This is a genomic window from Paenibacillus sp. 598K (assembly GCF_003851045.1).
Lineage (GTDB): Bacteria > Bacillota > Bacilli > Paenibacillales > Paenibacillaceae > Paenibacillus_D.
Window position 1 is genome coordinate 1 of record NZ_BFBX01000335.1, and the last position, 592, is coordinate 592.

The window sequence follows — 592 nt, forward strand, 5'->3', positions numbered from 1 at the left end:
AGGCAGCCTAAGATGCCCCTAAGCAGGTTTGCAAACACGCCCCAGGACGCCTTAGAGCTGCCCTTGCAATCCATGCTTGCGACGAAGGGCTACCGATCGCTCTAGGCATCGCACAAAAAAAACGGTACAGAGCTCAGCTCCGTACCGTTTTTTTGTCGACTCATGTCCGGGACAGCCTTACGCGCTGCAGCCCTCGCACTCGTAATATTGATTGCCTGTCGTCTCCTTGACCTCCAGCAGGTCGCCGACCACGATGTCCTCCGGCTCGGTGAACTCGAAGTCCGTGATCTTCGCATGCACGAGCTCGCGAGCGGCCTCCTCCGAGTCCGCCGTCCAGCTGAACTCGCCCTTACGGCCAGTCGATTTCACTTCATATGCGAACAGATAACGCGCCATGCCTACCGCCTCCTCCTGTGTGAATGGACTCTATCTGCGGAGACGCTTGTCTCCCGGTCCTATTACTATAACGGCTCGACCGGCATTAGACAAGGCTGGGCAGGAGCGGCAACGGATGCGCACCGGTGCTTATTGCGCGGACCCGCACTGAGGCGGGGCGCATCTGACCGGCCTCGGACGCCCGAACGAAAGTTTC

At 59.1% G+C, this 592-nt stretch carries 1 protein-coding gene; it reads right to left on the minus strand.

Annotation, left to right across the window (positions count from 1 at the left end):
• Window positions 1-177: 177 nt before the first annotated feature.
• Window positions 178-396: a hypothetical protein gene (locus PA598K_RS35350; protein WP_128661320.1), complete on the minus strand. Its 219-nt coding sequence runs from the start codon at window positions 394-396 to the stop codon at window positions 178-180.
• Between the last annotated feature and the right edge of the window lie 196 nt (window positions 397-592).

Coding starts and splice junctions, on each gene's coding strand:
- PA598K_RS35350 (WP_128661320.1), bottom strand. CDS start 396: ATGGCGCGTTATCTGTTCGCATATGAAGTGAAATCGACTGGCCGTAAG.